Origin of the sequence: Bradyrhizobium roseum (assembly GCF_030413175.1) — a bacterium.
In the GTDB taxonomy this organism is placed as follows: Bacteria; Pseudomonadota; Alphaproteobacteria; order Rhizobiales; family Xanthobacteraceae; genus Bradyrhizobium; species Bradyrhizobium roseum.
On sequence record NZ_CP129212.1, the window covers coordinates 5,264,271 to 5,289,181 of the forward strand.

The following is a 24,911-nucleotide window of genomic DNA, read 5'->3' on the forward strand; positions in this document are numbered from 1 at the left end:
CAAGCCCATCGGGCGGCTATTTGACAGATTGAAGGCATTTCAAGGGGATTTCCAGCGGTTCCTTCACCTTCCCCGGGTCAGACCGCTCTTCAGGCGCATGACGTAGCCGATGATCTCGGCGACCGCGTGATAGTGCTCGACCGGGATCTCCTCGTCGATATCGACGGTGGCATGGAGTGCGCGCGCCAGCGGCACGTTCTCCACGATCGGAATGTCGTGCTTCTTGGCGATTTCCCTGATCTTGAACGCGACGTTGTCGACGCCCTTGGCGACGCAGACCGGTGCCGTCATGCCGCTGTCGTAGCGCAACGCTATCGAATAGTGGGTCGGGTTGGTGATGACCACGCTGGCATTGGGAACCGCGGCCATCATGCGCTTCTTCATGCGCTGTTGGCGCAACTGGCGGATTTTGGCCTTGATGTGGGGGTCGCCTTCGGACTGCTTGAACTCGTCCTTGATCTCCTGCAGCGACATCTTCTGCCGTTCGAACCATTGCCGGTACTGGAAGAAGTAATCGGCGATCGCGACCGCGGCCAGCATCGCCACCACCGCGCCCATCAACTGCACCGTCAGATTGGTGGTGACGCCCATGATCGCCGAAGGATCGAACATCAGGAACGATTCCAGGCGATGGCGCTCGGGCCACAGCACCGCCGTCATGACGGCGCCGAGCGCGATCAGCTTGAACACGCCCTTGGCGAAATTGGCCACCGCCTGTTTGCCGAAGATGCGTTTCAGCCCGGCGCCGGGCGACACCTTGTTGAATTTCGGCTTCAGCGATTCCGACGACCAGACCAGGCGGTGCTGCACCATGTTGCCGGCGATCGCGGCCAGCATCAGCATCAACAACGGCACGCCGATGGCGCCGAGCACGGCGTAGCCCAGCGTATTGCCGAGCGCGAGCAGCGCCGTGCCGTCGGCGCGAAGCTGGCCCGCATTGGCGATCAGGTTGCGCAGCGGCGTCAGGATGCCGCCGCCGACCGACCCCGAAAAGGTCGACAATATCAGCGTGGCGCCCGCGATGATGAACCAGGTATTGACCTCCTGGCTCTTGGCGACGTCGCCCTTTTCAAGGGCGTCGTCCAGACGTTTTTGGGTTGGGTCTTCTGTTTTGTCGTCGGTATCCTCGGCCATCGCGGCGTCCTAACTCGTTCGAGGACGGCGTGCGCGCAAAGGCGCTCCGCGTTCGTCGCAAGGAAAAACCGGCTCTTTCGGGTATTGCGTTACTTCAGCGGCGTCAGCTGGTGCATCACGCCGACGAAGTAATTGAGATAAGTCGCCATCATGCCGGTGAGGACGAAGGCGAAGATCAGGAAGCCGATCATGATGGAGAGCGGCACGCCGACGAAGTAGACCTGCATCGCCGGCATCAGCCGCGCCAGCACGCCGAGGCCGATGTTGAAGACGAGGCCGAACACCAGGAACGGCGCCGACAACTGCATGCCGATCTTGAAGGCTGCGGCGAACGCCCGGGTGGCAAGCGCCGCGACGTCGCCGCTCGGCAGCACCTCGCCCGGCGAGAAAATCCGGTAGCTCTCGTTCAGCGCCGCGATCACGAGATGGTGGCTGTCGGTGGCAAACAACAGCGTCATGCCCAGAATGGTGAGGAAGTTGCCGATCAGCAGCCCCTGTTGCCCCTGGGTCGGATCGACCGCGGTGACGAAGCCGAGGCCAAGCTGCTGGGCGATCACCGAACCCGCCACCGCCAGCGCCGACAGCGTAACGCGCGCGGTCGCGCCGAGCACGATGCCGATGACGATCTCGTGCACCATCAGCACGCCGAGCGCGGCCATCGAGGTCAGATCGACCTGATAGGCGTTGCGGTGCAGTGGCAGGATGATTAACGTCAGCAGCAGCGCGATCGAGAGTTTGACGCGCACCGGGATGTTGCTTTCGCCGAATCCCGGCAACAGCATCACCATCGCGCCCACGCGGGCGAACACCAGCATGAAGGTGGCGGCAAGGGCCGGCAGCAGCGATATGTCGATGCGCATTCATCGACAATGCATCAGCCGCCGATGATTCGCGACGATATCCGCATCATGTGAGCATGCATCGAATCCGCCATGAACGGCAAAGCCAGCAATAATGTCACGAAAATCGCCAGAATCTTCGGCACGAAGATCAGCGTCTGTTCCTGGATCTGGGTCAGCGCCTGGAACAGCGAGACCACGACGCCGACCACGAGCCCGATCACCATCAGCGGCGACGAAACCACCACGATGGTCCAGATCGCATCGCGCGCCACGTCGAGGGTTTCAGCACCGGTCATTTGAATTCCTTTTTCTATCCCCTCATGGTGAGGAGGCGCATCGCGCCGCCTCGAACCATGAAGCCCGTGGCCCATCCTTCGAGACGCCGGCTGCGCCGGCTCCTCAGGATGAGGACCATCGTCAGATCGGCATCTTCATGATGTCTTCGTAGGACTGGATCATGCGGTCGCGCACGGACACCAGCGTCGAAACCGCGACGTCGGTCTCCGCCACCGCCGTCACTACGTCCATGACGTTGGCCTTGCCCGAGGTCATCGCCAGCGTCTGCGCGTCGGATTTCTTGCCGGCATCGAGCACGCTGCCGACCGCGTCCTTGACCAGCGCGCTGAAGGACGGGCCGCCGGCGGATGCGCCGCCCTTCTCGGCGCCGCCGGATTCCACGATGCGCGAAAGTGCGGCGTAGGCGTTTGCTGCAACGGTGGGTGAAGCCATTTTCTATGGTCCCTGTTCAGGCCTTGAGGATGTCGAGCGTGCGTTGGATCATGCGGCGCGTGGCGCTGATGATGTTGAGGTTGGCCTCGTAGGAGCGCTGCGCCTCGCGCATGTCGGTCATTTCAACCAGCGGATTGACGTTCGGATATTTGACGTTGCCGGCCGCATCCGACGCCGGATTGCTCGGCTCGTACTTGACCCGAAACGCCGACTGGTCGGGCCTGACCTTGCCCAGCGTCACCACCTTCGCATCGAGCGTGCGGTCGAGCGCGGACGAAAACGTTGGCACCTTGCGGCGATAGGGATCGCCGCCCGCGGTCGGCGCGGTGGAATCCGCGTTGGCGATGTTTTCCGAGATCACCCGCATCCGTCCCGCCTGCGCGCGCAGGCCGGAGGTTGCGATGCTCATCGAGCGGGCGAAATCGCTTGCTTCATCTGCCATGATCCGGTTCTCCTAATCGTACCGCCTCAGCGCTTGCCGATGGCGGTCTTGAGCAGGCCGAGGCTGCGGGAGTAGAGCGACGTGGCGGCCGCATAGTCCATCTGGTTAGCCGAAACCTTCAGCATCTGGTCTTCCAGATTGACCGCATTGCCGGCGGGCTTGGTCAGGAAACCGCTCCGGCCGCCATCGCCCCTGAAACTGGGCGCGCCGCCGGCAGCACTGATATGGGTAGCGCTGGTGCGCGTCATGCCCAGCGAGCCGATGCCCCCGCCCATATTGGTTCCCTTGGTGTCGAACTTCGGCTCGATCAGGTCGGTGGGCTTGAAATTCGGGGTGTTGGCGTTGGAGACGTTTTCGGCAAGCACGCGCTGGCGTTCCTGATGCCACTGCATCTTGGTGCGTAGCGCCGACAGGAGCGGAAGATCGTTGATAGCCATCGCAGGCGATTCCCGTTAACCTCTGGCAGGCGCCGCGAGGTAGGCAGAATTTGCCCGGTGTATGGTTAACGGCGGGTTAAGATCGCGGTTCGCCGCTGCCGGCATCGGCAAATGACCACCGTCAGTGGCAAAATGAGTGCATTTCGCCACGATAGCCGCGTTAACCAGCAGCAGCCGACGCCGCACAGGGCGCTCAGAAGTCGTTTTGGCTCACGCGATTCTTGGTCTATTAATTAACGGACGGCGGCGCTCGCCGCGGGGAATTAAGGAATAAGGCTGATCTCGGGCGTGATTCGCCATGTGCGGATCGCTCCGGAGCGTGGTCAGGATGGCGGGAATTCGGATTCCCGGGGAACCTGCCCGGACGGCAGGGCCTCGGCCGTACCCGTCGAAGCCAGCACCAAGAGAACGGCCCGTGGCCGGGGACTAAAGAATGCAGACACTGACATTCCTCTTCGCATTCATCGCCGTTCTGGCGTTGATCGGCGTGGCCGCGTGGCTGGTCCGCCGCTTCGCCAACAACCGCCTCGGCGCCAACACCCAGCGTGGACGGATGCCGCGGCTTGCCGTGATCGACGCCGCCGCGGTGGACGGCCGCCGGCGCCTGGTGCTGGTCCGCCGCGACAATGTCGAACATCTCCTGATGATCGGCGGCCCGAGCGACATCGTGGTCGAACCCAACATCGTGCGCGCGATGCCCAACCGCGACCAGATGGCGCCGCGTCCGGCGGTGGGAGAGCAGCCGCCGCGGATCGCACCGCTGCCGGATACCGCCTGGAACGACGAGGCAGCCAAATCCGACGCGCGGTCCGAGGGCTTCGATCATCATACCGAGCCGCAAATGCCGGAACTGCCGCCGCGCCCTGCGCGGCCTTCTTTCTCCGATGACGTCCGCCGCCCCGCGCCGCCACCGCCGACGACGCCGGAACGCCGCAACGATCCATTGACAGGCTTTGCACCGGAATCGATCAGCGGCGGCCGGGCGGAACCAGCTCCGCCACGCCTGCCCCGCGGCGAACCGCTGATGCCGCGGCCACAGCGCGAATTGTCAAAGGCGCCGCCGGTTCGGGAGGTTCCGCCGGTTCGCGAAGCGCCGCCGATGCCGATGCGTGAAGCGTCGACGACGCGCGAGCCGCCCCAAATCCGTGAGGCCCCCCAAATCCGTGAGGCCTCCCCGGTTCGCGAGGCGCCGCCGATCCGCGAGGTACTCCCGGTCCGCGAGGCGCCGATGGTTCGTGAGCCGGCCCGCGCCCCTGAACGCCAGGTGGCCCCGCCCCCGCCCCCGCCGCCTCCTCCGCCGGCCCCCACCCCGTCGAGCGCGGACCAGAACCTTGCTGAAATGGCACAGCGGCTGGAGGCCGCCCTGCGCCGGCCGGCGGAACCCGTGGCGCCACCGGTGGCGCCGGAAACGCCGCCTGCGAGGGGCGCCCGCAGCGAACCACCGGCGCCGGCACCCGCCCCCGCTCCGCAGAAGAGCGGCTTCGAAAACCTCGAAGACGAGATGGCCTCGCTGCTCGGCCGTCCGAAGAACCCTTCGTGAGGCTGCCGGCTTCTCCGCGTAGAGTTTTATTTTTCTTAATCCTGGCCGCCGCCGGATCGTTTGCCGATCCGGCGGCGGCGCAGGATATCAGCATCAACCTGGGCCAGGGCGGCGGAGGCGTCACCGAGCGCGCGATCCAGCTGATCGCGCTGTTGACGGTGCTGTCGATCGCGCCGTCGATCCTGATCATGATGACGTCGTTCACGCGGATCGTCGTCGTGCTGTCGCTGTTGCGTACCGCACTCGGCACCGCGACCGCGCCGCCCAACTCCGTGATCATCGCGCTCGCGATGTTCCTGACCGCATTCGTGATGGGCCCCGTCCTGCAGCGGTCCTACGACGACGGCATCAAGCCCCTGGTCGCCAACCAGATCGGGGTCGAGGAGGCGCTACAGAGGGCTTCCGTGCCGTTGCGCGGCTTCATGCAGAAGAACGTTCGCGAAAAGGATCTGAAGCTGTTCATCGACCTCTCCGGCGAGCCGCCGCCGGCAACGCCGGAAGACCTGTCGCTGCGAATCCTGGTCCCGGCCTTCATGATCTCCGAACTCAAACGCGCGTTCGAGATCGGCTTCCTGCTGTTCCTGCCCTTCCTGATCATAGATCTCGTCGTGGCGTCGGTCCTGATGTCAATGGGCATGATGATGCTGCCGCCGGTTGTGGTGTCGCTTCCGTTCAAGTTGATCTTTTTTGTACTGGTCGACGGCTGGTCGCTGGTGGCCGGTAGCCTTGTGCAAAGCTATGGCGGCAGCTAGCCGAAACCCCGTATTTTCACGGACTAATAGGTCAACATTAGGTACGTATTTGCGGCGGACTTTCCGGCGAAGTTTAAGGTCAGATTAGTTCCTTCGTGCACAATGGGACGACAGGGAAACTGAGTTTTCGCAGCAAACGCATCACCGGATTGAACGATGGTAGGCCAGTCTATCGGCGATATGGACGCTGAATACGCCACGACGATTGCCGACCGAGCCATGCGCTTGATGACGCAGCAATCCGTACCGCCGACTCCGAACAATTTCGCAGTCTGGTTCGAATATTCGCTGGGCAACGCGCCGGCCCTGCGTAAGATCATTGATATTCTGATTGCGGGCAAGCGCAAGTTCGACGCGGCGACCAACGCCGAACTCTTCATCACTTACATCGCGCCACAGCAGACCGGACGCGATCCGCTCAGCGACCTGCCCGATCAATTGAGCGGACTGATCGACAGCGCCCAGCAGTTCCTCAATACCGCCGTCACCGACAATCAGACCCACATCAAGGCGCTCGGCGAGGTATCTTCCGAAGCCGCCACCGGCAGCGATCCGCGGCCGATCATCGCGAAACTGGTTGATGAATTGTCAAAGGCCACGCAACGGGCTGCGGCGCTGGAGGCCAGTTTCGCCGCCACCTCCGAGGAGCTGGACAGCATCCGCGATTCGCTGAAGGCCGCCGAACAGCGCTCCAATACCGATGCGCTGACCGGCCTCGCCAACCGCCATTCGATGGACGAATTCCTCCGCCTCGCCCAGATCGCGGCGATGGAAAAGGACGAGGCGCTCAGCGTCTTCCTGATCGACATCGATCACTTCAAGAAATTCAACGACGATTATGGTCATCAGGTCGGCGACCAGGTGCTTCGGCTGGTGGCAAAGGTGCTTCAGGAAGGCGTTCGCGAAGTCGATCTTGCAGCCCGCTACGGCGGCGAGGAACTGATCGCCGTGCTTCCGGGAGCGGATCTCGAAGCCTGCTCGGCGGTCGCCGAACGCGTTCGCCGCCGCATTTCCGAAGCCAAACTGACGCGCCGGGCGACGGGCAAGGAAATCGGAAGCGTCACAGTTTCGATCGGTGTCGCGCAATTCCGCCTCGCTGAATCCGCTGACGCCATGATTGAACGCTGCGACCGCGGGCTTTACAAGGCCAAACGGCTCGGCCGTAACCGCACGGTGACGGAGCTCGAGCTCGAGCCCGAGGCCGGCGCGGCCTAGAACAACGCTTCATCGGATTCTGGTTAATTTCGGACTACGCCCGCCTCGTTACTTTCGCGCATTCTCGCCGCGTTCGAGGGAAGAAAAAACGATGCCTCCCGCTCAGAGCGGAACTATTGCCGCAATCCCGGATTATTGCAGACGTCCTACAGCCGGGAGTATTTCATGAAGATCGCAGGGACGATACTGGCGGCCATCGGCATCGCCGGCACGGCGGCCCTTGCCCAGCAAATGCGGGCCGGAATGGTGACGAAGATCGATCGGATCAGCGGCACCATATCGATCAGGGACATACCTGAGGGTACCATTGGTGCGAACGCCGGCGCCGCGACCGAAGAATTCAAGATGCAGGACGCCGCCAGGTTGAATGCCTTGCACGCCGGCGACAGGGTCAGCTTCGCGGTGAGCGACATGGCGGGCACCAAGACCATCACCAAGATCGACAGGGCCGACGCGGTCACCAAGATCGACAAGAAGTGAGACGTCGCGAACGCGACATCCCGACAATAGATATCCCGCTTCGGCCAAACAAGATCGAGGTCCGGAACACCTGTGATCCGGACCTCGAAACCGGAATGGCCCCTCCATACAGAGCCGCTCGGTACGGAGCTCACTCTGGAGAAAACCAGGTGAGATCGCCTTGATCTGCGGCAAATGATGCGTCCCGAAAAACCCGGACCGGGTTTCCACGGGCCGGATGGATCATGACGCGATTTGATGAAGCGCTCGATGATCGCTTCGCTTTAATTTGCGCATGCTGCGCGCAAACGCGTTACGCGTCTGTCGCGAGGGAAACCCGGTTTCCAATTTTCCGGATCCTGCTCTATCGCGGCGGTGTGCGCGCAAGCGAAGCGCGAATCTCCGCGGCGGCTTCGTCACAATATTCGTTCAGCTTCTGAAAGCGCTGCTGCAACGCCCGAAGTTTAATCGCGCGCTTGGCCGGCCCGTCCCTGTCGATGTTGAATCTGTCGGCCGGCGATGGAGCCGACACCGCGGCTTCCAAAGCGGCCAGCGCCGCCTGCAGCGATGTGTCGTGGCCTTTGATGGAGGACATTTCTGCACGCCTTGCAATGGCATCCACGCGGCCTGGATCCTGTGGAAGTGCCGTGGGGTCGCGCGCTGGCGTTGCGATTTGTGCCAGACAGTGTGTTGTTTGGATGCCCGGCGATGGCCGAAATGGTGGCAAAAGGTGGACAGCAAAAGCGAATGCGGCGGAGAACCTCGTATTCTTACGGACCATAATTCCACGATTAAGATGCAATCGGCTGCCAGCTTTGCCAGCGTTTTCTTTTGTGTACGATGACTGTCCATATGTCGGTACCGCTTACAGAATCTGTGTTGCCGCCACGCTGCGACATTTGCGGCGTCGGCACCGTCAGAATTGGAAAGCTTCCGCAGGTAGGCCTGCGACCGCTCGTCTACGTCTACAAATGCGACGCTTGCAACCAGATCACGTCGGTCGAGCCGGGGCGGCAGGAAGATATGTCCCGCCGCCGGGTGATATCGATACGGCGGCCACGGCGCTGATCGGGACCGATTGAATCCGAAAGCCTGTCTCCGCACGGCGCCCCCGGGTTTCCTCCGGGCCGCGCCGCGTGTAAAGCTTCCGCCGAGCTTCCAACCAAGAAGAGGCAGGGGCATGTCCGGGGACTTGATTGACGAATTGCGTCGCAGGCTCGACAAGGGCGGGGTGCTGACGGGCGGCGACATCGAAGCGCGCTATCATCACGACAACGCCGGCAATCCGGCGCCGAAGCCGCGCGCGGTCGTCCGCCCGCGAACGACGGAAGATGTCTCCCTGTTGCTGCGGCTCTGTCACAGCGAAAGCGTTCCCGTCACGACGCAAGGCGGCATGACCGGGCTGGTGCGCGCCACGCTACCGAACGCGGATGAAATCGTGCTCTCGATGGAGCGCATGAACGCGATCGAGGAAGTCGACATCTCGGGCGGCGTGGCCATCGTGCAGGCCGGCACGCCGCTGCAGAAACTCCAGGAGCGGGTCGAGCAGGACGGCATGATGTTTCCGCTCGATCTCGGCGCGCGCGGCAGTTGTACCATCGGCGGCAATATCTCGACCAATGCCGGCGGCAATCGCGTCATCCGCTACGGCATGACGCGCGAGCTGATCCTCGGCCTCGAAGTCGTCACCCCCGACGGCACGGTGCTCAGGGGCCTGCGAAAATACATCAAGAACAACACAGGCATCGATCTCAAGCATCTGTATATCGGCACCGAAGGCATTCTTGGCGTGGTGACGCGCGCGGCAGTCCGGATCTTTCCGGCGCCGGCCGAACGCCAGGTGGCGCTGTGCGCGCTGCCCTCCTTCGGCAAGGTCATGAGCTTTCTCAAGCTGGCGCGACGATCGCTCGGCGGCGAACTGACCGCGTTCGAGGTCATGTGGAACGCCTACTACCGCCAGACCGTCGAACGCGTGAAGGGCGTGGTCGGCCCGCTGCCGACCCATCATCCATTCTATGTGCTGCTGGAGGCCTCGGGAAGCGACGCCGAACGCATGCGGACCAGCCTCGAGCAAATGCTGGAAACGGCGATGAACGATGAGTTGATTCTCGACGCCACGCTTTCGACCTCGAATGCGTCTGCGGCCGCGATCTGGCGCATCCGGGATTCCAGCGTCGAACTGGGCCGTAGTTTTCCTTTCGCGGCCAGGATGGGCTTCGACGTCAGTATCGCGATCGACCGGATGGAGGCTTACGCCGATGCGCTCGATGCCCGCGTCAAGGCGATCGATCCGCAAGCCTTCACCATCGTGATGGGGCATGTCGGCGACGGCAATCTGCATCCGAGCGTCTATCACGAGCATACGCCGGACAAGCACGGCGAGTTCGAAAAGCTGGTCTACGACCTCACCGGCGAATTCGGCGGCTCGATCTCGGCCGAACACGGCATCGGAATCCTCAAGCGGCCCTATCTGAAAATGAGCCGCACCGCGGAGGAAATCGAAACCATGCGCTCGCTCAAGCGCGCGCTTGACCCGAGGAACATTCTGAACCCAGGGCGGATTTTTACCGTATGAACGGTCGGGGTTGCGCCGGCACCCTCACGCCTTGAAGTCATACTGCTTGCAGAGATGGTCGCCGACCTGCACCAGCATGGCGACGCATTCGGGATAGCCCGGCTTGGCGATCGTGGCATCGTCGGCCTGGGCGCGGAATTCCCAGCTATCGCCGTCGCGGAGCACCGAGATCGCGATGCCATCGGGACAATCGGCGTGGACCTTCAACTCGGCACGCGCCATGGCAATGAGTTCGGCTTCGGTTTTGGCGGGCTTGCTCATCATGGCAGCGTCCTCCGGCAGGTTGTTTGCCCGGCAAGTTGCCGCTTCGACAGCCATCTGTCGAGGGTGACGAAGCGACGTGCCAGCGGCCCGCGCTGAATGGCCGACGTCGTAGCCCAACGCATTATCGCGTCGCGTTGGCCGGCCTCGTTTCGACGATAAGCCGCAGCGACGCGGCGTTTTCCGCATCAGGCTCCGTTCCGGCCCCGATCCGTTCGGCCGGCGATGGCGGCGACTTCTGGACGTGCTTGGTGAATATCCTGATGACGCGGCCCTTGACCACAGGCACCCTGTCGAACATCTCGGATGCAACGCCCTCGACGGTATCGCGCAACGCCAGGAATTGCGCCTGCCGGGCCCTGCTTTCAGTACCCCTTGTGCCGCCCAGTTCGTCCATCGCGGCATCGCTGATCTGGCACTCGACCGTGTCGCCGCCGTTCAGCATCGTGAACCTGAACGCGAGGCGTTCGGTATCGTGTCCAATAATTCGGTCGCGGGTCAGCGGCATCAGAGGGGCAGTTTTTGACGGTTAGCGAACGACAATGAGAGGCCGTGCCAGAGTGGCGCCGACATTTCTCCCTAGTGCGTCAACTGGTCAAAAATTGGTCGAACCTGCGGCGGAATCCGCTACTTCGCCGGCTTCTTCAAATCGATATGCCGGATGGCTGATATCGTGGGCAAGGCGCCGGTATGCACCGGTTCGGCGCGGGACATTTCCGGCGACAGCGGCGCGCGGGCGGTGGTCGCATCCGGGAAGCGGAGCTTCATTTCGCGAATGAAGCCGTCGAGCGTATCGACGCTGGCAGCCAACTTGGCGATCAGGGAGAATTCGGCGCTGTTGGAGGCGGCCGGCTTGCTCGCGATCTCGAATGCGGACCGGTCGGCCTCGCCGGTCATCAGCGGCGCGTATTTGTCGCGGAAACGGCCCAGGCCGATGGCGTCGCCGGCCAGCGCATAGCCGACCACGGCGCGGATCACGTCGCTCTTCTCATTGGCATTCAAGGGTTTGAAATCCCGCCAGCGCTCGCCGTAGTACAGTTCGATCTGCTCGGAAGCCTCCCGCCACTGCCGCGAGGCCCAATAGATGTCGGAGCGCAGCCGGATTGCCTCGCGGCCGGTCAGGTTGGAGATGATGTCGAGCGCGAGATCGTGGCGACCGACATCGCTCTGGGCCCGCGCCTCGAGCAGCAGGCGCTGCTGCCGCAGTTCGCCGGACAGATCGGAAATCCGGGTCAGGCGCAGCGCCGCGATCGCCCGGTCCGGCTTGCGGTTGCTCAGGTAGACCATGGCGAGGCGCGCCGCCACCTGTGCGCGGGCGGCGCCCTCCAGCCGCTTGTCCACCTGGTATTGCAGCAGTTCGGCGGCCTGGTCGAGCAGATCGATGGCGGCCAGCCGGTCCGCGAGGCGGCGGATCATCTCGTCGCCACGGCGGCCGATCGGGGTCAATTCGCGAAACTCATAGAACATCGCGAGCGCATCGACAGGCTTCATGTCGTCGGCCCTGGAGCCGAGATAGAGCTCGGCGAACAGCGCGGATGCCGTGTCCTGGCTCTGTCGCGCCAGTTCGGCATTGGGGTGCATCCGCGTCGCGGTCTTGGCCGCCGCCAACGAGTCGGCAAAGCGGCCGGTTTCGGCGTAGATCTGGGTCAGCCTGTTCAGGGTCTTCAACTCGATCGCATCGCCGCGCCAGGTGACCGCCAGTATTTCCAGCTCGCGCGTGAGGTCGGCCGGATTGAGTTCGCCGCGCTTGCTGCGCAAGAGGGCCTCCAGCAGCTTTGCCTCGGACGACGCCTGCCGGTCGGAGGATTGCGCGGCGAACCCGTAGGCATCGAGCGCGTCCTTGTCGTGCCCCAGCGCCTCGGCGAGGCGCCCGCGCAGCACCGCGATCTCGGGCTTCATCTCGTCGGGGACGCCGATCACCTCGAGCTCGCTGCGCCGCCGTGACGCCCCGCCATAATCCTTCACCTCGAGCGAGGCCCGCATTGCGTCTGCGGTAACGATGCGCTGGAGCTCCAGCGGCAGCGCCGCAATCGAGAATTCGGCATTCTTGAATTTCTCGCGCGCATCGACCCATTTTTCCTGGCGGGCGAATGCAAAACCTTTCCACAACTGGGAATCGTGGCCGTTACCGATCGCGGGGCTTGCGAGGTCCTTGATGGCGCGTTCGGGATGGCCGATCAGGATGCTCGCGACAGCATGCACCATCAGCACGGCAGCGTCCTCATTGCCCTGATTGGTTTCGGAAATGATCAGGTTGGTCATCCCCCTCGCCTCGTGATACATGCCGCGCGACATGTAAAAATTGGCAAGGTCAATCCGGGCCTGTGCCTTTTGTTGGGGTCCCGCGAAAGCCGCCGCCTTGATCAGCGCATCCAGCCTGGGGAAAAACTTCTCTTCCCGGTTCTTGCGCCATTCCGTGACGTCGAACAGCGGCCGCACCGCCGCGGTGGCGCGTTCGGCCGCAACGTCGGCGGACGACAGCGTCAATCCGCCGGGCCTTCCCAGCATCACCTTGTCGGAACCTACTTCGGCTTTGATGTCGTCGGCGTTCGGATGCACCACCACGCCGTGCATGGATTCCAGCAGCGATAGTTCGACGAAATCCTGACGCTTGATGAGGCCGCGGGTCGGTGGCGGCGCGGTGACGACCAGCAGCGTGTCGCCGGCATCGGGGTCGACCAGCCGGTGCATCGCGCCCGGGTTCGCCAGCGGCACGGTGACGTTGGCGAGCGCCGGCTCCGTAATGTTGCGCAGCACCGTCAGCGGCAGCGGCGTGGCCTGGCCGCGGTCGGCGAAGGTCAGCGTCCACTCGGCGCCGTTGGCGCGGCCTTCGCTTTCGAGCGAAGGAATCTGCGGCCGGTTGAGGCGGATGCGAATGGCTTGGCCCTTTTCCAGCGGCATCGCGCTGACATCGCCGATGATGGCCCCCCCTTTGAGGCGGATCGATTCGACATCGATCGGCCCGGCATGATCGAACACCAGCCAGACCGTATCGGCGCGGCGGAACAGCGCGGCCGGGGTCGGCCCGGGAAATGAGAACTTGACGCGCAGGCCGTCGCTGTCGCGCCTCGCATCGACGGTCGCGGCCTTGTCAGCGGCCTTGTCCTTGGCGGAGCTTTCCGGCGGCGGAGCAGATAATGCCGGTGCGGGCTGCTTTGCCGGCTCGACCGGGGATGGAGCCGGCTTGGGCGGCGCGGTCTTCGGCGCTTCCCCGGCCGCGGCCTGAACCTGGTCGGCAGGCTTGGCCGCTTTCGCGGGCTCCGCCGACGCCAGTGCTTTTTCAGGCGCTGCGACGACCTTCTCGGCCGCGGGCGGCGCGCTGTCATTGGCCGGCGTCACTTTGTCGACGGCAGGCTTCTTTTCAGGGGAAGCCTCGGCCACGACCGGCGCTTCGGCTGGTTGGGCGGGCTTGATTTCGACCTTGGCCTGTTCGGCGAACGTCTCGGAGGTGACAGGCCGAATTTCTGCCTGCGGCGGTGGCTGCGGTACTTCCTTTGCCTTGTCGCGCGACGTCCGCGGGGCCGGCCCGGGCTTGGCGGGGATCGGGGCTGGCTTGGCCGCGGCCTGCGGCTCGGGCGCGGCCGGCTTTTCCGCCTGCTGGAAGGCGACGTCGATCACGTAGTTCTTTTCCTCGCGGAACGAATGCACGTCAACCTCGCCGATCAGCACGATGTCGACGGCGGAGGAATCAACGTCGGCGCGCTGGCTGATCGAGGCGACGTTCGGCGGCGCCGCGACCTTGGCATCCGCAAGGTCGAAATTGAGCACGCTGGTGAATTGCAGCGTCAGCTTCTGTTCGTTCAGCACCGAAGATACGCTGACGCCTTCAGGCATCTCGAACACGAAGCGGACGAAAGTCGGCTGCACGGAAGCGCGGACCCGTACCGGCGGGCGCTTCTTGGCGGCATTGGCCGCAAGCTGCGCGCGAAGCGCGCGTTCGGCAGCCCGCGCCCGCTCCGCGAGCTCGCGCACGACAGCCGCGGGCAGCGCGGGCGGCGGGCCGGTCCAGCTATCGGGCAGGAAATCGACGAAGATGCGCTCCCCCGCCGTCATGGTGTTGACGGTCGCCCGCCGCGCCAGCGACAGCCGGATCGCCGTGCCGTCGGGGTCGCGCCGCGCCGAGCCGACATAATCGGGAACGGCGTCCGACAGTTTTTCGACGGGAATGTCGACCGGACGTTTGAACTGGATGATGATGATCGAGCCGGCCGTCGACACCTCGGATTCGACGTCCTCGGCCAGTTTCAGCACCAGCCGGGCAAAGCCGCCGCCGGAGGTGAACGTCGCTTCCCCCCGGACCGGATCCTCGGCCCGGCAGGGCTGGGAAGCGGCCAGGGAGGCGAGCATCAGAATGGCGGCCACCGGCCGGACAAGCCACAGCCGGGCCGCCCGCGCCAAAGCGCGGCCCTGCGACCCAGTTCCAGCGGCAGCCCTTTGCCCCATCCAGGTTATCTCGCGGCCTCAATGAATTCTGCGGCGAAGCGCGTTCGCCCGCGGATCTGAATCTTGGAGTGCCCGACTTAAGGCTTTGTTAACGCCAACTCATTGATTTCAATGACGCGCCCGGCTTGCACGCGGGCGCGGTCGCCGGGGTAGCCGAAATGCGCCCTCTCATCCCGGAAACACGCGGGCCAGCGGCGGCAACGATCACGCGATGTCGCCGCGCATCATTATCGCAAATCGGCGGAACCAATTGCGGCCTTCCGGTTTTAGCAGAAGCTAGACCCGGGATGCGGGCCGGCACTCGATCAACCAGCCCCCGGGCCTGCCCAAGCTTTCCACAGGCAGCAATTCGGAGTGGACGCAATGGCAACCCAGATCGTGATGGATCGTACCGGCGACACCCGCCATACATTCGACATTCAGGATCGCGCGGAGGTCGAAAAGGCCGAGCGGAGGTTCAGGGAATTGACCGGCGCAGGTTTCACGGCCGCGGTCCGATCCGGCCCCGGTGAGCCGCGGCTGATCCGCGCCTTCGATCCCACGGCGGAGGAAACGCTGTTTTATCCGCGGCTCGTGGGCGGCTGACGGCGGTGTCGCAGCAGATCGGGCTCGCGATAGGCTCGTTCGTCATGGCCTTGTTGGGAACGCTGCTGCTTTCGGCGCTCTCCTTGGTCGTGGCGCGGTCCGGCTCCGGCGCCAGGACGTTTCGCTACCAGACCGAGGCAAGAGCGCTGACCTTGTTGAACGAATGGCTCTCGCCGAAGCAGCGGGCCTGCTATGAGCGCTTTCGATATTTCGACGTCGTGGGCAGCGATACCGGGACACGCTATCGGATTCACCATGGCACCCAGACGAACATCGAGGAACTAAGCAGCACGGGCCAGCATGTCTGCAAATGGTGCTTCGTTCCGGACGGCGACCTCGTCGCGGGCGATGTCATGCTGGCGCAGAAGGTTGCCCTCGAGACCAACGAACGCGGCGCGCTCTCGGTCGCTCATCGCTCGTTCGTTGCGAACGGGCCGCGCCGCGGGTTCTGAGCGCTTGGCGCGGTCCCTCCGCAGGCAAGGAGCGCCGCGTCAGGGCTTTTGCTGCAGGATCTTGCCTTCGATCTTCGGCAGTTCGGCGGCCGAGGCCGATTTGTCGGCGCCGGCGCGGCGGGCGAGTTCGACCGTCAGCCGCTCGGCCGCTTCGGGCTGCATCAGGCCCAGAATGTCGGACATCTTGCGCGGCGCGATCTGGGAAGCGATGTCGTAGAGCACGGACATTTCCAGCCGGTCGAACACCTTGGCGGCGTCCTTCGGTTTCATGCCCTCATACATCGTGATGATGCTCTTGAAGCGGGCGGCGTCCTGCTCCGCCTTCTGCCCCGTCGCGGTCGATATCTTAGCCTCGGTGGCCTTCGCCTCCTCGACACGGGTCTCGATGCGTTTCTCCGCGGACTTCAACAGACTTTCGCGGATTTCGATTTCGCGCGCGCGCTGCTCCAGTTCCTGGCGTCGCGCCTGCAGCCGTTCCAGGATGGCGCGCTCCGACGGCGACACCGTTTGCGGATTCTGGTCGGGAAACACCACCACGCCATCCGGCTTCGGTGCGTCGGCAGCCGGCGGCGGCTCTTCCTTCTTTTCTTCCTTCTTGACGGACCCGGTGACGTCGGCGGATTCGGCCTTGGCGTTGGCTGGATAGCCGAAATTATCCTGCGCCCAGGAGCGCTTGGGCGGCTGGCTGACCTGATGGTCGAACACGTATCCGCCATCGATCACGAGGCCGACGATCTTCAGCACCGCCAGGCCGAAGATCGCGACCAGCACGACCGGAATGACTCGGATATCGCGAAACGATTTCATGCGGCGAGGCCACTGGCCCTTCTGCGTTCGGAGAATGCTTCAGCCGCCGCGGCCACCGCCTTGGCGGTAGAAACCTGGGGCGCTGCCGGCGCGGGTTCGGACTCCTGCGAGGGCCGTGCCGCGACCGCGATCCGGCCCAGCCGGCGGATGACGCCGTCGCCCTCTGCGAGCATGCTCTTCAGATGCCCGGCCATCTGGGTCGCCGCCGTGAGCTGGCTGCCGAGATTCTCGTTGACATCCCGCACGGTGTGCTTGAGGCCGCCGATCGCCCGCTCGGCGATTTCGGTCGCGGTGATCAGTTCGGCGATCGTTGCCTTCAGTGAATGCTCGTCGGCTTTCAGCCGCTGCAGCCGCTTGTTGAGCAGCATGCAGTAGCCGATGGTCAGCATCAGCAGCACCGCCACCAGACTCTCGATTACAACGCCGAGAAAATGACTCATTGTGCCTCCATCAACTTGGTTTGCTCGTCGGCCTTCTCGAACATCGCGAAGGTGGTATTGGGTTTGCGCAACTGCTTGGTGACGCGGATGGCAACGCGGTCGCCGACCCGGCCCATGCGCCCTTCGGTCAACAGCACGTTGCCGCAGCGGACCTGCACCAGCGCTTCAGGGCGCATTTCCAGCGGCAGGGTATCGCCGACCTTCAGCTTCATCAGCTGCTTCAGCGGAATGTCGGCTTCATACAGCACCGCATCGACCGATATCTCGGCCTGCGCCACTTCGGTCGCGAAATGCCCTTCCCAGATCGGATCGCGGCCGAACTTTTCGCCCATGAACATCTGGAGCAGAACCGGGCGGATCGGCTCGATGGTGGCGTAGGGCAGCAGCAGTTCGACAATGCCGCCGCGGTCTTCCATGTCGATGCGCAGGCGCACCAGGATAGCGGCGTTAGCTGGCCTGGAGATTGCGGCAAAGCGCGGATTGGTTTCCAGCCGGTCGATCGAGAAGGTCACGGGCGACAGCGGGCGGAAAGCCTGTTCGGCATCCGCCAGAATGACTTCAACCAGGCGCTTGACCAGGTTGGTTTCGATCGTGGTGTAGGGCCGGCCCTCGATACGCAGCGAGGTCTGGCCGCGGCGGCCGCCGAGCAACACGTCGATGATCGAATAGATCAGGCTGGAATCGACGGTCGCGAGGCCGAAATTTTCCCACTCCTCGGCCTTGAAAACGCTGAGCACCGCGGGCAGCGGAATTGAATTCATATAGTCGCCGAAGCGGACCGAGGTGATCCGGTCGAGCGAGACTTCGACGTTGTCGGAGGTGAAATTGCGCAGGCTCGTGGTCATCAGCCGAACCAGGCGGTCGAACACGATTTCGAGCATCGGCAGACGCTCGTAGGACACCATCGCGGAATCGATGATGGCGCGAATGCCGGAATGGTCGTCGAGATTGACGTCGCCGACGGTGAAACCGAGCAGGTTGTCGATTTCTTCCTGCGACAGGACCCGTTCGCCGGAATTCTTGTTGCCGAACTCGCGACCGCCATCCTCCACCATGGCCGCCCATTGCAGCGCCATGCTTTCGGAGAGTTCATTGGCGGCGGCTTCTTCCGCCGCGGCGGTGGGATCCTCGGAATCGAGCGACGCCTCCCATTGGGCGGCAATCGCGTCCTGGTCCATTTGATCCTGGTTGCCGGCCATGACGCTAGATCCGTTCCATCACTGCACGATGATTTCCTTGAACAGCACGGCGCTCACCTGCTGCGGCGCCACCGCGGTGTTCACCCGCTTGGTCAGTTCTTCCTTGAGGCGGAACAATCCGGCCGAACCATTGATGTCGGAAGGACGCAGTTCGCGCAGGTAGGTCTGGAACAGATCGGTGACGCGCGGCAGGTTCGGCTTGATGGCGTCGACCTCCTTGGCTTCCTTGATCTCGAGCACGACCTTGACGCGGAGATATTGCACCCGCTCGCCGGGCCCGCCGACCAGGTTGACCATCATGTCGGGTACATCGATGAAGGACGGCGGCTTCGGCGGCGGCGCCGCCTCGGCATGCTTCTCCGCGCCATCGCCGCGCATCAGAAAGAACCAGCCGGCGCCGGCGCCGAGGACGACGACGAACCCCCCCACCGCAATCAGCAGCTTGAGCTTGCCCTTTTTCGCTGGTGCGGCGTCTGCGCCTTCCGCCTGCTCGTTCTCAGCCATTGCCCCGCCCGCTTCGATTCATCGAACGAACGCGGTTGCCACCAGCCTGGGTAACGATGCCCCCACAACGCGAAACAAAAGCCGCCAGCGCACACGCGCTCTCCATGTGCAACGCTAGGGTAATAATGGTTAACGGAACCTTTCCATCGGGCTCCAAGTAGGAAAAATCTGCCGGGCAAACATGGTGAACAAGACCTTTCTGCCGGTCGTCCCGCACCTCGAAAACACCTAACCCCTTATAATTACAGCACTTCCGTAACTGGCACGGCTTTCGCTGAACAACCGGTGTAGCCCGCCGGCTTGGGAGAGCCCAAGGGTTTACGACAGATCCGGACCACGGGCTTGGGAGAGCCTGTTTTTGGATCGATCAAGGGGAGAACCACCCGATGGAGAATACGCTTCTCGTCGGACTATCGCGGCAGATGACGTTGGAACGGCAGATGGATGTCGTCGCCAACAACGTCGCCAATATCAACACGAACGGTTTCAAGGCCGACCGGTCGCTGTTCGAGGAATATCTGCGCTCGCCGGCGCATGAAGACAATTTCATGCGCGCCGACCGCCGCGTCTCCTTCGTACACGACCGCGCCACCTTCCATGATTTCGCAGCCGGCCCCTCCGAGCAGACCAAGAACCCGCTCGATGTCGCGATCGACGGCAACGCCTTCCTGGTGGTGCAGACGGCGGCGGGCGAGCGCTACACCCGCGACGGCGGCCTGCAGATCAACAACCAGGGCCAGCTCGTGACCGCAAGCGGCGATCCGGTGCTGGGCACGTCCGGCCCGATCGTGTTCCAGCCGACCGACAAGGCGATCAACATCGCGCCCGACGGCAACATCACGGTTCTCGAGGGCACCGGCACCACCGACTCGGTCCGAGGCAAGCTGCGGCTGGTCAATTTTGCCGATCCGCAGAAGCTGGTGAAGGAAGGCGGCAACCTCTACTCCGCCGGCCAGGGCATCGCCGCCCAGCCCGACACCACTTCGCGCCTGCGCGCCGGCTTCGTCGAGAAGTCGAACGTCAATTCGGTCCACGAGATGAGCCGGATGATCGAGATCACGCGCACCTACACGCAGATCTCGGCGCTGCTGCAGCAGCAGCAAGATCTGCACCGAACCGCAGTCGAGAAACTCGCCGACGTTCCGGCATAACCGTAAGGCACTGATCGATGCGCGCACTCTACACAGCAGCGACCGGCATGGCGGCACAGGAACTCAACGTTCAGGTGATCTCCAACAACATCGCCAACATGCGTACCACCGGCTACAAGAAGCAGCGCGCGGCGTTCCAGGACCTGATCTACGACCACGTGCGCCGCGTCGGCGCGCAGGCCTCCGACCAGGGCACCATCGTGCCCGTCGGCGTCGACATCGGTGGCGGCGTCAAGACCGTCGGCACGCCGCGCCTGATGGGCCAGGGCACGCTGTCGCCGACCGGCAACGACCTCGACGTCGCGATCCGCGGCGAAGGCTTCTTCAAGATCCAGGTGCCCGACGGCACCTTCGCCTACACCCGCGACGGCTCGTTCATGATGGACGCGCAGGGCCGCGTCGTCACCGCGCAGGGCAATCCGGTGCAGCCGACGATCACCATCCCGCAAAACTCCTCGCAAATCACCATCAGCCCGCAGGGCCAGGTCACGGTGGTGCTGCCGGGCTCGACCACGCCGACCCTGGTCGGCCAGATCGGCCTGACGCGATTCATCAACAAGGCCGGCCTCAATCCGATCGGCGACAATTTGTTCACGGACACGCCGGCCTCCGGCACGCCGCAGGACGGCGTCGCCAATACCGACGGTTTCGGCGACTTGCAGCAAGCCAACCTCGAACAGGCCAATGTCGAGGTGGTGACCGAAATCTCCGACCTGATCGCCGCCCAGCGCGCCTATGAGATGAACGCCAAGGTGGTCAGCGCCGCCGACCAGATGCTGCAATCCACCTCCAACATGTTCCGCTGAGGACTGGCCATGATTGTCCGCACCCTCCTGCTGGCCACCGCCCTGATCGCCGCATCAGGCGCGGCCGCGATCGCACAGACCCAGGATACTTTTGCGAACCGCAACGCGATCGCCGCGCCCGTGCTGCGCGCCGAGGTGCAGGTGTCGGGCGACCTGGTGCGGATCGGCGACGTCATCGATAACGCCGGCAGCGCCGGCCAGATAGCGATCTACCGCGCGCCGGATCTCGGCGCTACCGGCGCGCTGCCGGTCGCGCAAGTGCTCAATACCCTGCGCGCCCACCATGTGATCGGCGTCGATACAGGCGGCCTGAAGGAAATCAGGGTGACGCGGCTGGCCCGCGCGCTGGATGGCAAGGACATCGAGCTTCAGATCGCGCGTGCGCTGGAGCGCCGCAACGGCCTCGGCGAGGCCGCCAACTTGACACTGACCTTCGACCGCGACCCCGGCGACGTCAGGCTGGACTTGGGCTTCAGCGGCGCCCTGCAGCCGACCACCGTGCGTTACGACAACCGCAACGGCCGTTTCGACATTACCCTGGAGATCGCCAACGACAGCGGCGCCGCCGCGGCCAAGTTGCGTTTCACCGGCACGGCGATCGAAACAGTCGAAGCGGCGTTGCTGACGCGCAACGTCGAGCGCAACGAGATCCTGAAACTATCCGATTTCGTGATCGAGCGCCGCCCGAAGGCGGAAATCGGCGCCGACGCCGCCGCGCGCGACCGCGCGGTCGGCATGCAGGCTCGCCGGCAACTCCGCGCCGGCCAGGCCGTCAAGACCGCGGATCTCGTCAAGCCCGACCTCGTGCAGCGCGACCAGAGCGTCACCCTGACCTACGAGGCGCCCGGAATCTATCTCACCATGCGTGGCAAGGCGCTCGAAAACGGCGCCGAGGGCGACGTCGTCACCGTCATGAACCTGCAGTCGAAGCGCACGCTGTCCGGCACTGTCACCGGACGCGGCCAGATTTCGATCACGCCGGTGATGTCCCGCCCGCCGCAGACCAACGATACCACCTCATCGCTAAGCGCGCCGCAGCCCGCGCCCGTCGCGGTCGCCACCGTCAGTTCTCCTGTCGCTCCAAAAACCGAGTAATGTAGATGTCAGTCATTCGTCTCAACCGCATCGTTCTCACGGGCGCCATGCTGTCGCTGGCCGCCCTGGCCGGCGGTTGCTCCTCGATCGACCGCCTGTCGCAGATCGGCGAAAAGCCGAAGCTGACCGAGATCGAGAACCCGACCACGCAGCCCGGCTACAAGCCGGTGCAGATGCCGATGCCGAAGCCGGAACAGGCTTCCTACAACGCCAACTCGCTGTGGCGAAACGGCTCGCGCGCGTTCTTCAAGGACCAGCGCGCGGCGCGGATCGGTGACCTTCTGACGGTGACCGTCAATATCACCGACAAGGCTAACATCGCCAACCAGACCCAGCGCAGCCGCTCCAACAAGGAGGATTCCGGCATCACCGATTTCATCGGCGCCCAAACCTTGGGCGCGCAGGCACAGAAAATTCTGCCCGGCCGCATCCTGACCGCCGATTCCACCACCTCCAGCGACGGCAAGGGCTCGGTCAACCGCCAGGAAGCGTTGCAGACCAACGTCGCGGCCGTGGTCACGCAGGTCCTGCCGAACGGCAATCTCGTGGTCGAGGGCAAGCAGGAGATCCGGGTCAACTTCGAAATCCGCGAACTGATCGTCGCCGGCATCGTTCGCCCCGAGGACATCCAGAGCGACAACACCATCGATTCCTCGAAGATCGCGCAGGCCCGCATCGCCTATGGCGGCCGCGGCCAGATCACCGACGTGCAGCAACCCCGCTACGGCCAGCAGGTGATGGACGTGCTGCTGCCGTTCTAGCCAATTCAGAGCTCCCACATCTCGTTTGCGAACCTAGGCGCGACCGAGATGTTCTACGCGGCCTCCGTCAGCTCCCCTGGCGGAGGCCGTCGTCGTTTCACGGCTAGTTTGCCAGTCTGGATTTGCGCCTGGCAATCTTCACCAGAGTTTCGTCGATTCGTGTCTGCCAGCCTGGACCATCTGCTTTAAAGTGCTTCAGAACCTCAGGGCTAAGCCGCAACGAAACCAACCTCTTGGTCGGCGCTTTGTTCGGGCCGCGGCCCTTGCGCATAGTCGGGAAAACCTCGTCGAAGGGCTTCGCCTTCGCAAAGTCACTCTTGGTCCACCGAGGGTTATCGCTCACCGCACGCATATCACTGGCAGTGTAGCGTTTCTTAGCGACGGTTCGCTTCATAGAGGTCCCTTTCTCTCTTGCTGGCCGGGCGCATGCTGATAATGCTGACAGCTTCCACGCCGTAGACGGCAAAGATCACCGAAATGACGCCCCGAACGTTCATGCCGATGGCGCGATAGCGTTTTCCATAGGCATTGAGAACCAGCGCGGTATCGAAGAACTTCTCATTGATGTCAGCGAAGTCCATCCCGTGTTTGTCGAGATTGGCGATGCGCTTGGGTTCGTCCCAAACGATCTTCATCGATTATTTTGTCGCTACAAAATAATAGGAAGTCAATAGCGATCCTGGACGATGCGTCGCCCCAAAACGGAAAGCACTAGGCCTTGCGGCGCTGGACCATCAGCGCGAAGACCACCGCGAGCGCCGATGTCGCGGTGTACATCGCAAACGCGTTCAGGTAGCCGATCATCGTCGCCTGGCGCAGGATTTCCTTCGCCACCCGCGCCAGTCCCTGCACCGTGTCGAAATTCCAGGCTCCGGTCGTGCCGGGCGTTGTCAGCGCGCGGTTGTAGGGCGTGATCATCTCGGTCATGCGGCTGTAATTGGCGCCCGACGCGCGCACGATCTCGGCGATCGACAGCGAGATGAAGAAGCTCGAGCCGATATTGCGCAGGAGATGAAACACCGCCGACGCTTCGGCATAGTGTTTCGGGTCCAGCGTGCCGAACGCCACCGCCGTGATCGGCACCCAGACGACGCCCACGGCAAATCCCTGCACTGCGCTGTTGAAGACCAGCACTTCCATGGTGACGTTGAGATCGAAGGTCAGCATCCACAGCCCGGCCAGGGTCTGCAGGCCGAAGCCGAACGCCATGCTGATGCGCGGATCGATCCGGCTCATGAAGCCGGCGGTCATGAACCCGACCAGCATGCCGACGCCCCGGCATCCGATCACCTGCCCGACCAGCGCATCGGGAAAGCCGGCCTGCTGCTGCAGTAGCGGCGGCAACAGCACCATCGGCGTGAAGTTCAGCATGCCGTAGATCGTCACCAGCGCCAGCCCGATCGCATAGTTGCGGTCGGCGAGCAGCTTCAGGTTCAAAAACGGCTCGCGTGCGCTCAGGCTGTGGACCATGAAGATGTAGAAGGCGAGGCCGGCGATCAGGCATTCAATGACGATCTCCATCGAATCGAACCAGTCCAGCCGCACGCCCCGCGCCAGCACCAGCTGCACGGCGGCGAGCGCCACGGCGAGCGCGATGAAGCCGGTCCAGTCGAAGCGGACTTTGGTGAGGTCGGTGTCCGGCCGCAGCGTCCAGCTCATGCCGATCGTGGCGCAGACACCGATCGGCACCAGCATATAGAACGACCAGCGCCAGCTGTAGATTTCAGCGAGATAGCCGCCGATCACGGGACCGAACGCCGGCGCGACCGCGACCGCCATGCCGAACACCGACATCACCATCGTGTGCTGCCGTCGCGGAAACGTATTGAACAGGATCGACTGCGACAGCGGCACGATCGGCGCCCCTGCCCCGCCCTGCAGGATGCGCCACAGCACCAGCATCTCGAGCGACTGCGCCATGCCGCACAGCAGTGTCGCCAGCGTGAAGACGCCGATCGAGTAGACCACGGTTCGCCGTGTGCCGAAGCGCGATACCAGCCATCCGGTCATCGGCGTCACCACGGCAGTGGCGAGGATGTTGAACGTCATCACCCAGGCGATCTCGTCCTGGGTCGCCGACAGCGCGCCCTGCATCTGCGGCAAAATGGTCGATGTGGTCAGCAGCGCCGTACCGTAGAGCGAGGACCCCAGCACGACGGTCGCCATGGTCAGATAGCGTTGCGCCGGGGGCAAGTATCCGGCCGCCTCTTCGGCGTCGATGGCGGCGGTGCTCATGCCCAAATCTCTTTCAATTCGGCCCCCTCAGCTCCTTCCCTTGCGGC

Annotated in this window: 28 protein-coding genes; 11 read left to right on the forward strand and 17 right to left on the reverse strand. The window is 63.7% G+C overall.

Features of this window, described 5'->3' with window-relative positions:
* Positions 1-63: 63 nt before the first annotated feature.
* The 6 genes from flhB to flgB all read right to left on the reverse strand — a co-directional run bounded on the left by flhB (position 64) and on the right by flgB (position 3,584).
* Positions 64-1,134 (reverse strand): flagellar biosynthesis protein FlhB, encoded by a 1,071-nt coding sequence (gene flhB / locus QUH67_RS25025; RefSeq protein WP_300942046.1) that lies wholly within the window; start codon positions 1,132-1,134, stop codon positions 64-66.
* A gap of 89 nt (positions 1,135-1,223) precedes the next feature.
* A complete protein-coding gene (fliR, locus tag QUH67_RS25030) occupies positions 1,224-1,994 on the reverse strand; it encodes a flagellar biosynthetic protein FliR (RefSeq protein ID WP_300942047.1) in 771 nt (256 codons plus the stop codon).
* A gap of 14 nt (positions 1,995-2,008) precedes the next feature.
* Positions 2,009-2,272: a flagellar biosynthesis protein FliQ gene (gene fliQ / locus QUH67_RS25035; protein ID WP_300942048.1), complete on the reverse strand. Its 264-nt coding sequence runs from the start codon at positions 2,270-2,272 to the stop codon at positions 2,009-2,011.
* Between the two features lie 121 nt (positions 2,273-2,393).
* Positions 2,394-2,705: a flagellar hook-basal body complex protein FliE gene (fliE, locus tag QUH67_RS25040; protein ID WP_300942049.1), complete on the reverse strand. Its 312-nt coding sequence runs from the start codon at positions 2,703-2,705 to the stop codon at positions 2,394-2,396.
* A 16-nt stretch (positions 2,706-2,721) separates the two neighbouring features.
* Entirely contained in the window at positions 2,722-3,147 is a 426-nt protein-coding gene (flgC, locus tag QUH67_RS25045) for a flagellar basal body rod protein FlgC (RefSeq protein WP_300942050.1), read from the reverse strand.
* A gap of 26 nt (positions 3,148-3,173) precedes the next feature.
* Positions 3,174-3,584, reverse strand: a complete 411-nt coding sequence (flgB, locus tag QUH67_RS25050) for a flagellar basal body rod protein FlgB (protein ID WP_300942051.1) — start codon at positions 3,582-3,584, stop codon at positions 3,174-3,176.
* A gap of 433 nt (positions 3,585-4,017) precedes the next feature.
* Here flgB and QUH67_RS25055 point away from each other — a divergent pair, with 433 nt between their 5' ends.
* The 4 genes from QUH67_RS25055 to QUH67_RS25070 all read left to right on the forward strand — a co-directional run bounded on the left by QUH67_RS25055 (position 4,018) and on the right by QUH67_RS25070 (position 7,571).
* Entirely contained in the window at positions 4,018-5,124 is a 1,107-nt protein-coding gene (locus tag QUH67_RS25055; RefSeq protein WP_300942052.1) for a flagellar biosynthetic protein FliO, read from the forward strand.
* Entirely contained in the window at positions 5,121-5,876 is a 756-nt protein-coding gene (fliP, locus tag QUH67_RS25060; RefSeq protein ID WP_300942053.1) for a flagellar type III secretion system pore protein FliP, read from the forward strand. The genes QUH67_RS25055 and fliP overlap by 4 nt, the downstream gene beginning before the upstream one ends.
* A 228-nt stretch (positions 5,877-6,104) precedes the next feature.
* A complete protein-coding gene (locus QUH67_RS25065) occupies positions 6,105-7,091 on the forward strand; it encodes a GGDEF domain-containing protein (RefSeq protein WP_300948170.1) in 987 nt (328 codons plus the stop codon).
* A gap of 165 nt (positions 7,092-7,256) precedes the next feature.
* Entirely contained in the window at positions 7,257-7,571 is a 315-nt protein-coding gene (locus tag QUH67_RS25070) for a copper-binding protein (RefSeq protein ID WP_300942054.1), read from the forward strand.
* A 343-nt stretch (positions 7,572-7,914) separates the two neighbouring features.
* Here the strand turns inward: QUH67_RS25070 and QUH67_RS25075 are convergent, their stop codons facing one another.
* A complete protein-coding gene (locus QUH67_RS25075) occupies positions 7,915-8,172 on the reverse strand; it encodes a hypothetical protein (protein WP_300942055.1) in 258 nt (85 codons plus the stop codon).
* Positions 8,173-8,730: 558 nt separating this feature from the next.
* Here QUH67_RS25075 and QUH67_RS25080 point away from each other — a divergent pair.
* Entirely contained in the window at positions 8,731-10,125 is a 1,395-nt protein-coding gene (locus tag QUH67_RS25080; RefSeq protein WP_300942056.1) for an FAD-binding oxidoreductase, read from the forward strand.
* 24 nt (positions 10,126-10,149) lie between these two features.
* Here the strand turns inward: QUH67_RS25080 and QUH67_RS25085 are convergent, their stop codons facing one another.
* From QUH67_RS25085 to QUH67_RS25095, 3 genes are all read right to left on the reverse strand, one after another.
* On the reverse strand, positions 10,150-10,386 hold the full coding sequence (locus QUH67_RS25085; protein ID WP_300948171.1) for a hypothetical protein: 237 nt from the start codon (positions 10,384-10,386) through the stop codon (positions 10,150-10,152).
* A gap of 124 nt (positions 10,387-10,510) precedes the next feature.
* A complete protein-coding gene (locus tag QUH67_RS25090) occupies positions 10,511-10,894 on the reverse strand; it encodes a DUF1488 family protein (protein WP_300942057.1) in 384 nt (127 codons plus the stop codon).
* A gap of 119 nt (positions 10,895-11,013) precedes the next feature.
* Entirely contained in the window at positions 11,014-14,829 is a 3,816-nt protein-coding gene (locus tag QUH67_RS25095) for a tetratricopeptide repeat protein (RefSeq protein ID WP_300942058.1), read from the reverse strand.
* A 363-nt stretch (positions 14,830-15,192) separates the two neighbouring features.
* On the opposite strand from QUH67_RS25095, the gene QUH67_RS25100 reads away from it, so the two are divergent.
* Together QUH67_RS25100 and QUH67_RS25105 are read left to right on the forward strand one after the other, a co-directional pair.
* Positions 15,193-15,414: a hypothetical protein gene (locus QUH67_RS25100; RefSeq protein ID WP_300942059.1), complete on the forward strand. Its 222-nt coding sequence runs from the start codon at positions 15,193-15,195 to the stop codon at positions 15,412-15,414.
* Between the two features lie 5 nt (positions 15,415-15,419).
* Positions 15,420-15,866: a hypothetical protein gene (locus QUH67_RS25105; protein WP_300942060.1), complete on the forward strand. Its 447-nt coding sequence runs from the start codon at positions 15,420-15,422 to the stop codon at positions 15,864-15,866.
* 39 nt (positions 15,867-15,905) lie between these two features.
* On the opposite strand, the gene QUH67_RS25110 is transcribed toward QUH67_RS25105, so the two are convergent.
* Genes QUH67_RS25110 through fliL form a run of 4 tightly spaced genes read right to left on the reverse strand, consistent with a single transcriptional unit; the run spans position 15,906 to position 18,816 of the window.
* Positions 15,906-16,673: a MotE family protein gene (locus QUH67_RS25110; protein ID WP_300942061.1), complete on the reverse strand. Its 768-nt coding sequence runs from the start codon at positions 16,671-16,673 to the stop codon at positions 15,906-15,908.
* Positions 16,670-17,113 (reverse strand): DUF6468 domain-containing protein, encoded by a 444-nt coding sequence (locus tag QUH67_RS25115; protein ID WP_300942062.1) that lies wholly within the window; start codon positions 17,111-17,113, stop codon positions 16,670-16,672. The genes QUH67_RS25110 and QUH67_RS25115 overlap by 4 nt, the downstream gene beginning before the upstream one ends.
* Positions 17,110-18,312 (reverse strand): flagellar motor switch protein FliM, encoded by a 1,203-nt coding sequence (gene fliM, locus QUH67_RS25120; protein WP_057840380.1) that lies wholly within the window; start codon positions 18,310-18,312, stop codon positions 17,110-17,112. The genes QUH67_RS25115 and fliM overlap by 4 nt, the downstream gene beginning before the upstream one ends.
* 18 nt (positions 18,313-18,330) lie before the next feature.
* Entirely contained in the window at positions 18,331-18,816 is a 486-nt protein-coding gene (gene fliL / locus QUH67_RS25125) for a flagellar basal body-associated protein FliL (protein WP_300942063.1), read from the reverse strand.
* A gap of 386 nt (positions 18,817-19,202) precedes the next feature.
* On the opposite strand from fliL, the gene flgF reads away from it, so the two are divergent.
* Genes flgF through flgH form a run of 4 tightly spaced genes read left to right on the forward strand, consistent with a single transcriptional unit; the run spans position 19,203 to position 22,629 of the window.
* Entirely contained in the window at positions 19,203-19,967 is a 765-nt protein-coding gene (gene flgF / locus QUH67_RS25130) for a flagellar basal-body rod protein FlgF (RefSeq protein ID WP_300942064.1), read from the forward strand.
* Between the two features lie 17 nt (positions 19,968-19,984).
* Complete coding sequence (gene flgG / locus QUH67_RS25135) at positions 19,985-20,773, forward strand: flagellar basal-body rod protein FlgG (protein WP_300942065.1); 789 nt, start codon at positions 19,985-19,987, stop codon at positions 20,771-20,773.
* 9 nt (positions 20,774-20,782) lie between these two features.
* On the forward strand, positions 20,783-21,868 hold the full coding sequence (flgA, locus tag QUH67_RS25140) for a flagellar basal body P-ring formation chaperone FlgA (protein ID WP_300942066.1): 1,086 nt from the start codon (positions 20,783-20,785) through the stop codon (positions 21,866-21,868).
* 5 nt (positions 21,869-21,873) lie between these two features.
* A complete protein-coding gene (gene flgH / locus QUH67_RS25145) occupies positions 21,874-22,629 on the forward strand; it encodes a flagellar basal body L-ring protein FlgH (protein WP_300942067.1) in 756 nt (251 codons plus the stop codon).
* Between the two features lie 103 nt (positions 22,630-22,732).
* On the opposite strand, the gene QUH67_RS25150 is transcribed toward flgH, so the two are convergent.
* The 3 genes from QUH67_RS25150 to QUH67_RS25160 form a co-directional block, all read right to left on the reverse strand.
* On the reverse strand, positions 22,733-23,023 hold the full coding sequence (locus QUH67_RS25150) for a BrnA antitoxin family protein (RefSeq protein ID WP_300942068.1): 291 nt from the start codon (positions 23,021-23,023) through the stop codon (positions 22,733-22,735).
* Entirely contained in the window at positions 23,004-23,264 is a 261-nt protein-coding gene (locus QUH67_RS25155) for a BrnT family toxin (protein ID WP_300942069.1), read from the reverse strand. The genes QUH67_RS25150 and QUH67_RS25155 overlap by 20 nt, the downstream gene beginning before the upstream one ends.
* Positions 23,265-23,340: 76 nt before the next feature.
* Positions 23,341-24,864, reverse strand: a complete 1,524-nt coding sequence (locus QUH67_RS25160; protein ID WP_300942070.1) for a DHA2 family efflux MFS transporter permease subunit — start codon at positions 24,862-24,864, stop codon at positions 23,341-23,343.
* Between the last annotated feature and the right edge of the window lie 47 nt (positions 24,865-24,911).

Excerpts from the sequence above, each read along its gene's own strand:
- QUH67_RS25110 (WP_300942061.1), bottom strand. The coding sequence starts at position 16,673 with ATGAAATCGTTTCGCGATATCCGAGTCATTCCGGTCGTGCTGGTCGCG.
- QUH67_RS25055 (WP_300942052.1), top strand. The coding sequence starts at position 4,018 with ATGCAGACACTGACATTCCTCTTCGCATTCATCGCCGTTCTGGCGTTG.
- QUH67_RS25160 (WP_300942070.1), bottom strand. The coding sequence starts at position 24,864 with ATGAGCACCGCCGCCATCGACGCCGAAGAGGCGGCCGGATACTTGCCC.
- QUH67_RS25080 (WP_300942056.1), top strand. The coding sequence starts at position 8,731 with ATGTCCGGGGACTTGATTGACGAATTGCGTCGCAGGCTCGACAAGGGC.
- flgH (WP_300942067.1), top strand. The coding sequence starts at position 21,874 with ATGTCAGTCATTCGTCTCAACCGCATCGTTCTCACGGGCGCCATGCTG.
- QUH67_RS25070 (WP_300942054.1), top strand. The coding sequence starts at position 7,257 with ATGAAGATCGCAGGGACGATACTGGCGGCCATCGGCATCGCCGGCACG.
- QUH67_RS25155 (WP_300942069.1), bottom strand. The coding sequence starts at position 23,264 with ATGAAGATCGTTTGGGACGAACCCAAGCGCATCGCCAATCTCGACAAA.
- fliM (WP_057840380.1), bottom strand. The coding sequence starts at position 18,312 with ATGGCCGGCAACCAGGATCAAATGGACCAGGACGCGATTGCCGCCCAA.
- QUH67_RS25085 (WP_300948171.1), bottom strand. The coding sequence starts at position 10,386 with ATGAGCAAGCCCGCCAAAACCGAAGCCGAACTCATTGCCATGGCGCGT.
- flgC (WP_300942050.1), bottom strand. The coding sequence starts at position 3,147 with ATGGCAGATGAAGCAAGCGATTTCGCCCGCTCGATGAGCATCGCAACC.
- QUH67_RS25090 (WP_300942057.1), bottom strand. The coding sequence starts at position 10,894 with ATGCCGCTGACCCGCGACCGAATTATTGGACACGATACCGAACGCCTC.
- fliL (WP_300942063.1), bottom strand. The coding sequence starts at position 18,816 with ATGGCTGAGAACGAGCAGGCGGAAGGCGCAGACGCCGCACCAGCGAAA.
- QUH67_RS25115 (WP_300942062.1), bottom strand. The coding sequence starts at position 17,113 with ATGAGTCATTTTCTCGGCGTTGTAATCGAGAGTCTGGTGGCGGTGCTG.
- flgB (WP_300942051.1), bottom strand. The coding sequence starts at position 3,584 with ATGGCTATCAACGATCTTCCGCTCCTGTCGGCGCTACGCACCAAGATG.
- QUH67_RS25150 (WP_300942068.1), bottom strand. The coding sequence starts at position 23,023 with ATGAAGCGAACCGTCGCTAAGAAACGCTACACTGCCAGTGATATGCGT.
- QUH67_RS25100 (WP_300942059.1), top strand. The coding sequence starts at position 15,193 with ATGGCAACCCAGATCGTGATGGATCGTACCGGCGACACCCGCCATACA.
- flhB (WP_300942046.1), bottom strand. The coding sequence starts at position 1,134 with ATGGCCGAGGATACCGACGACAAAACAGAAGACCCAACCCAAAAACGT.
- flgG (WP_300942065.1), top strand. The coding sequence starts at position 19,985 with ATGCGCGCACTCTACACAGCAGCGACCGGCATGGCGGCACAGGAACTC.
- QUH67_RS25065 (WP_300948170.1), top strand. The coding sequence starts at position 6,105 with ATGACGCAGCAATCCGTACCGCCGACTCCGAACAATTTCGCAGTCTGG.
- flgA (WP_300942066.1), top strand. The coding sequence starts at position 20,783 with ATGATTGTCCGCACCCTCCTGCTGGCCACCGCCCTGATCGCCGCATCA.
- flgF (WP_300942064.1), top strand. The coding sequence starts at position 19,203 with ATGGAGAATACGCTTCTCGTCGGACTATCGCGGCAGATGACGTTGGAA.
- fliR (WP_300942047.1), bottom strand. The coding sequence starts at position 1,994 with ATGCGCATCGACATATCGCTGCTGCCGGCCCTTGCCGCCACCTTCATG.
- QUH67_RS25095 (WP_300942058.1), bottom strand. The coding sequence starts at position 14,829 with ATGGGGCAAAGGGCTGCCGCTGGAACTGGGTCGCAGGGCCGCGCTTTG.
- fliE (WP_300942049.1), bottom strand. The coding sequence starts at position 2,705 with ATGGCTTCACCCACCGTTGCAGCAAACGCCTACGCCGCACTTTCGCGC.
- fliQ (WP_300942048.1), bottom strand. The coding sequence starts at position 2,272 with ATGACCGGTGCTGAAACCCTCGACGTGGCGCGCGATGCGATCTGGACC.